Origin of the sequence: Pseudomonas brassicacearum subsp. neoaurantiaca, assembly GCF_013608025.1 — a bacterium.
In the GTDB taxonomy this organism is placed as follows: Bacteria; Pseudomonadota; Gammaproteobacteria; order Pseudomonadales; family Pseudomonadaceae; genus Aquipseudomonas.
Map to the genome: position 1 here is coordinate 19,383 of NZ_VDLV01000055.1, position 5,491 is coordinate 24,873.

Here is a 5,491-nt window from a genome sequence, read left to right on the forward strand (position 1 = left end):
ACACCAAATGCGGCAGCCACAGCGAAATGGCAGGCACGTAAGTCACCAACATCAGCACCACGAACAGCATGGCGTAGAACGGCAGCAGGGCCTTGACGGTGCTTTCGATGCTGACCTTGCCGATGGCGGAGCCGACGAACAACACCGCACCCACCGGTGGCGTGATCAGGCCGATACCCAGGTTCACCAGCATGATCATGCCGAACTGCACCGGGTCCACGCCGATGCCGACGATGACCGGCATCAGGATCGGCGTGAGGATCAGGATCAGCGGCGCCATGTCCATCACGGTGCCCAGCAGCAGCAACATCACGTTGATGCACATCAGGATCACGTAGCGGTTGTCCGACAGGGTCAGGAACGCGGTGGTGATCTTCGCCGGGATTTCCATCAGCGTCATGATGTAGCCGAAGCTGGCGGCGAAGCCGATCAGGATCATCACGATGGAGATGGTGCGCACCGTGCGGTGCATCAGTTTCGGCAACTCGCTCCACTTGTAGTCGCGATAGATGCACATGGTCACGAAGAACGCCCACACCACGGCAATCGCGGCCGATTCGGTGGCGGTGAACACACCCGAGAGAATGCCGCCAAGGATGATGAACAGGGTCATCATGCCCCACATGGCTTCCTTGCAGATCTTCAGCGCTTCCTTGAGCGGAATCACTTCGCCCTTGGGGTAATTGCGTTTTTTCGCGAAGACCAGGCACAGCGCCATCAGGCAGAGGTTCATCATGACGCCGGGGACGATGCCGGCCATGAACAGCGAACCGATCGACACGGTGCCGCCCGCGGCCAGCGAGTACAGCACCGCGTTGTGGCTTGGCGGTGTCAGCAGCGCTTGCACCGAACCACTGACGGTGACGGCGGTGGCGTAATCACGCGGGTAACCGCGACGTGTCATTTCCGGAATCAGCACCGAACCGACCGAGGCCGTGTCGGCCACCGAGGAACCGGAGATCGCGCCGAAGAAACTCGACGCCACGAGGTTGACCAAGGACAGGCCACCACGGACGAAACCGACCAGCACGCTGGCGAAGGCTACCAGTCGGCGGGACATGCCGCCTTCGGCCATGATCGCGCCGGCCAAGACGAAGAACGGAATGGCCAGCAGAGAGAATTTGTTCACCCCGCCCGCCACCTGGATCATCATGGCCTGGAACGGGATATCGATCCACCACGCCCCGATCAAGGCGGCGGCGCCCAATGCGTAGGCGACCGGCATACCGATCAGGATCAACAGCAAAAAACTGCCCAGCAGAATCAGAGCGTCCATTAAGCGGCACCTTCGTTTTCTTCAACCAGGTCGAACTGCACGACCCGACGCTGGCTTTGATCACCCAGCAAGAGTTTTTCCAAGACAAAAATCAGCGTCAGGAAGCCACCGACCGGGATCGGCATGTACGTGATGCCGACGCGCAGGGTAGGGATGGCGCTTATGAATTGGTTCCAGGTGGTCATGCACAGCTTGGCGCCCCAGACGGTCATGAATATGCACACCGCCGCCATCAATAACTGGGTGAAAATCGACGCCGCGGTTCGCCATTCAGATGGCAAACGGCTGGTGACCATGTCCACGGCCATGTGCGATCCGGAACGGTAGCTGGAGGCAGCACCGATGAAGGTAAACACCATCATCAGCAGGATGGCGGTGGGTTCCGGCCAGCTGGCGCCCGAGCCCAATACGTAGCGGGCAAACACACCCCAGGGAATCATCAGGGAAACTGCCAGGACAGACAGGCCGGCGACCCAGATGCAAGTCATGTAAATCTTGTCGTTGATACGCAGCAGCAAATTCTTCATCGGGTTCCACCGTAACTGGGCGCACCTTCAACCGCAGGCGCGCCCAGCCGTGTCATGAGTACAGATTGAGGGACCTTACTTGACGGCTTCGATACGCTTGATCAGGTCGGCATACGGCGCGCCGTATTTGGCCCGGACCGGCGCGGTGGCGTCGTAGAAGGGCTTCTTGTCGACCGTGATGAACTCAACGCCAGCGGCCTTGAGTTTTTCTTCACTGGCGGCGGACTTCTTGTCCCACAGATCCCGTTCTTCAGCCTGGGCCGCCTTGGCGGCTTTTTTCACCATGTCCTGCTGTTCCGGCGTGAGCTTGTTCCAAGTGATTTTCGACATCACGATTGGCTCGGGCAGGATCAGGTGACCGGTCAGGCTGTAGTACTTGGCGTTCTGGTAGTGGTTGTGTTCGAGCAGGGTCGGCGGGTTGTTTTCCGCGCCGTCGATCACGCCGGTCTGCAGGGCGCTGAAGATTTCGCCGGTATCCATGGCGATGCCGTTGGCGCCCATGGCATTCATCATCTCGATGAACATCGGGTTGCCTTGGACACGGATTTTCATGCCCTTCAGATCTTCGAGCTTGCGCACGGGGTTCTTGGTGTAAATGTTGCGCGTACCACCGTCCATCCACGCCAGGGCCACCAGGCCGAATTCGGAGTTGGTGATCCGGTCGAGGATCGCATCGCCGACTTCACCGTCGATGACAGCGCGCATGTGCGCCTGGTCGCGGAAAATGAACGGCATGTTGAACACGTTCACGTCAGGCACCACAGGGCCGACGATGCCCAGGCTGACGCGGGACATCTGGATCGCGCCGGCTTGCATCTGCTCTATGACTTCTTTTTCAGACCCCAGTACGCCCCCTGGGAAGTACTTGAACTTCAGTTCGCCCTTGCTCTCCTTTTCCAGGGTTTTACCCATGGATTCCTCGGCGACCACGGTCGGGTAGCCCTTGGGGTGGATGTCGGCGATCTTCATGGTGAGTTCGGCGTGCGCCGCCTGTGCCAGAAAGGCCAGGGGGAGCGCTGCGATCAGAAGCGTACGTTTGAAATTCATGGTCAATCTCCAGTCTTGTTGTTTTTTTTATGGCTCATCCAGTGAAGCGGTGCAGCAGATCAATTCGCGGAGTGTTTCGGTCCTCCGAAAGCAGGTTCAGCCAGGCCCTTGACGCCGGGGGTCAGCGCGAACACGCCACCGGCCAGGGATTGCGGGTCGTTGTCGTCACCCGGACGAATCGAGGTCACGAAAAGGGTGTCCAGCTGGCTGCCGCCAAAGGCGCACATGGTCGGTTTTTTCACCGGCACTTCCAGGGAGCGGTCGAGACGTCCGTCCGGGGTGAAACGGTGAATCAGCCCGGCATCGTTGGCGCAGATCCAATAGCAACCGTCAGCGTCCACCGCCGCGCCATCCGGGCGACCAGCCAAGGGCATCATGTCGACGAACAAGCGCCGGTTGGACGGGGTGCCACTGTCTATGTCGTAGTCGAAGGCCCAGATCTGCTGGATCAACGGGTGCGAATCAGAGAGGTACATCGTCCTTCCGTCCGGGCTGAAGCCCAGGCCGTTGGGCACGATGAAACCGCTCAGTTGCGCCTCGACCGGGCTGCGTTGCCCGGCTTCATGACGGTACATCCGGCCTTCGTCGGCGTTGGCGCCCATGTTCAGCACCATGCTGCCGGCCCAGAAACGGCCCTGGCGATCGCAACGGCCATCGTTGAGGCGCATGTCGGCGCGGCTGTGTTCGACGCTGGCGCAGAGTTCACTGTCCAGGCTGCCGTCGTCATGGGGGTGCAGGCGGAAGAAACCGCTCTCCATGCCCGCGACCCAACCGCCGTCCTGGTGACGGGCGATACAGGCGAGCATTTCGGGCGCTTCCCAGCCCTGGATTTTTCCGCTGCTGGCATTCCAGCGTTGCAGGCCGCCGCTGGGGATGTTCACCCAATACAGGGCGTTTTCCTCGGGGACCCACACCGGGCTTTCCCCGACGGCGTTGCGTGCGTCGACAATCAATTCGGCTTGCATGGTGATTCCTTGGTTCGTTTGTATCCCATGAACAACAGGCGAATCAGTCGTCGAACGGGCCGGCCGCTACAAAGGCGCCACCCTGGTAGATCATGGCCGGGTCATCGGCGGCCGGCATTGGCTGCGCCTCGACCTTGGCGCGGAAGACTTCCGACGTGTCCTTGGGCTTGTAGCCCAGGTGCGCGGCGTGGCTGTTGTCCCACCAGACATCACGGTTGGCGGAGACGCCGTAGACGATGGTGTGGCCGACTTTCGGGGTGTAGAGCGAGCATTCGATCAGTTGAGTGAGATCGTCGAAGCTCAGCCAGGTGCTCATCATCCGGCGGTTCTGCGGTTCAGGGAACGACGAACCGATGCGGATGCTCACGGTCTCGATGCCGTAGCGATCGAAGTAGAAATTGGCGACGTCTTCGCCGTAGGACTTGGACAGGCCGTAGTTGCCATCCGGACGACGAAGGCAATGGGCGTCGAGGGTTTCGTCCTGTTTGTAGAAACCGATGACGTGGTTGGAGCTGGCGAAGATCACGCGTTTGACACCGTGCTTGCGCGCGGCTTCGTAGATGTGGAACACGCCGCTGATGTTGGGGCCGAGGATTTCTTCGAACGGACGCTCAACCGATACCCCGCCAAAATGCAGAATGGCATCGACACCTTCCACCAGTTGATGCACGGCCTGCTTATCAGCCAGGTCGCACGGCACCACTTCCTCGCTTTCATCGATGGCCGGGGCCATGTTGGCGATGTCCGACAGGCGAATATGGCGGGCATAAGGCTTGAGGCGTTCGCGCAAGACTTTGCCAAGGCCGCCGGCGGCACCGGTCAACAGCAGGCGATTGAAGGGATGGCGAATCTGTGTCGTGGTCATGGCATTACCTGAGCAAACAGTGAGAGGTACAGTTGTTATAAGTTGTCGTACGACCGAGAGGGAATATCCTTATCCTTCCGCTACCTTGTCAACGTTTGATCGACGAACCGCTCTAGGTCGGCATCCTTGCCGGGCTCGCCATGGCGCTGGCAGGCGCACATGGCAAGGGTTCCATGGGGTGTTACAGGAGCGAAATCGGATAGCTGATGAAGATGCGGTTCTCGTCGAATTCGTTAGTGCTGAAGTCGCGACGAATCGAAGCGTTACGCCATTTCACGTTGAGGCTTTTCAACGCGCCGCTCTGCACGGTATAGGCCAGTTCGGTTTCGCGGCCCCATTCCTTGCCGTCATCGACCGTGGCGGTGTGCACATTGTCACCGCTGATGTAGCGGTTCATCAGGGTCAGGCCGGGAACACCGACAGCCGCGAAGTTGAAGTCGTGGCGCACTTGCCAGGATTTTTCCTTGGCGTTGTCGTAGCTGGAGTTGTAGCTATCGTTCGCCAGGGTGCCGCCGCTGGTGCCGTTGACGCGCATCCAGGCATCGTCGCCGCCGACTTTCTGCAGGCCGACGTAGAAGGTGTTGCCGCCGTATTTGGCGGAAAGCATGGCGAATGCGGTTTTGTTGTCCAGGTCGCCGGCCAGTGCGCTGCCGTCTTCCTTGCCGGTGAAGTAACCGAGGTTGGCGCCCAAGGTCCAGTCGCCGATCGGCTGGCTGTGGGTCAGGTTGAAATACTGTTGCTGGTAGATGTCGGACAGTTCCGCGTACCAGACGCCAACCTGGGTGCGTTTTTCGTTGAAGGCGTATTCGCC

Annotated in this window: 5 protein-coding genes and 1 pseudogene; all 6 read right to left on the reverse strand. The window is 59.9% G+C overall.

What is annotated here, in order from left to right:
- A partial coding sequence (locus FHK92_RS24090) for a TRAP transporter large permease (protein WP_181290525.1) occupies positions 1-1,276 on the reverse strand: 1,276 nt, incomplete at its 3' end.
- On the reverse strand, positions 1,276-1,803 hold the full coding sequence (locus FHK92_RS24095; protein WP_181290323.1) for a TRAP transporter small permease: 528 nt from the start codon (positions 1,801-1,803) through the stop codon (positions 1,276-1,278). The genes FHK92_RS24095 and FHK92_RS24090, both read right to left, overlap by 1 nt.
- Positions 1,804-1,878: 75 nt before the next feature.
- Positions 1,879-2,850 carry a TRAP transporter substrate-binding protein gene (locus tag FHK92_RS24100; RefSeq protein ID WP_181290324.1) on the reverse strand — a complete coding sequence of 324 codons (972 nt, stop codon included), beginning with the start codon at positions 2,848-2,850 and terminating at the stop codon, positions 1,879-1,881.
- 59 nt (positions 2,851-2,909) lie between these two features.
- The gene (locus tag FHK92_RS24105; RefSeq protein WP_181290325.1) at positions 2,910-3,815 is read right to left on the reverse strand and encodes an SMP-30/gluconolactonase/LRE family protein; all 906 of its coding nucleotides are present in this window, start codon (positions 3,813-3,815) and stop codon (positions 2,910-2,912) included.
- 43 nt (positions 3,816-3,858) lie between these two features.
- Complete coding sequence (locus tag FHK92_RS24110; RefSeq protein ID WP_030141245.1) at positions 3,859-4,680, reverse strand: NAD-dependent epimerase/dehydratase family protein; 822 nt, start codon at positions 4,678-4,680, stop codon at positions 3,859-3,861.
- A gap of 181 nt (positions 4,681-4,861) precedes the next feature.
- Positions 4,862-5,491, reverse strand: a pseudogene (locus FHK92_RS27935) (OprD family outer membrane porin); the annotation flags it as partial.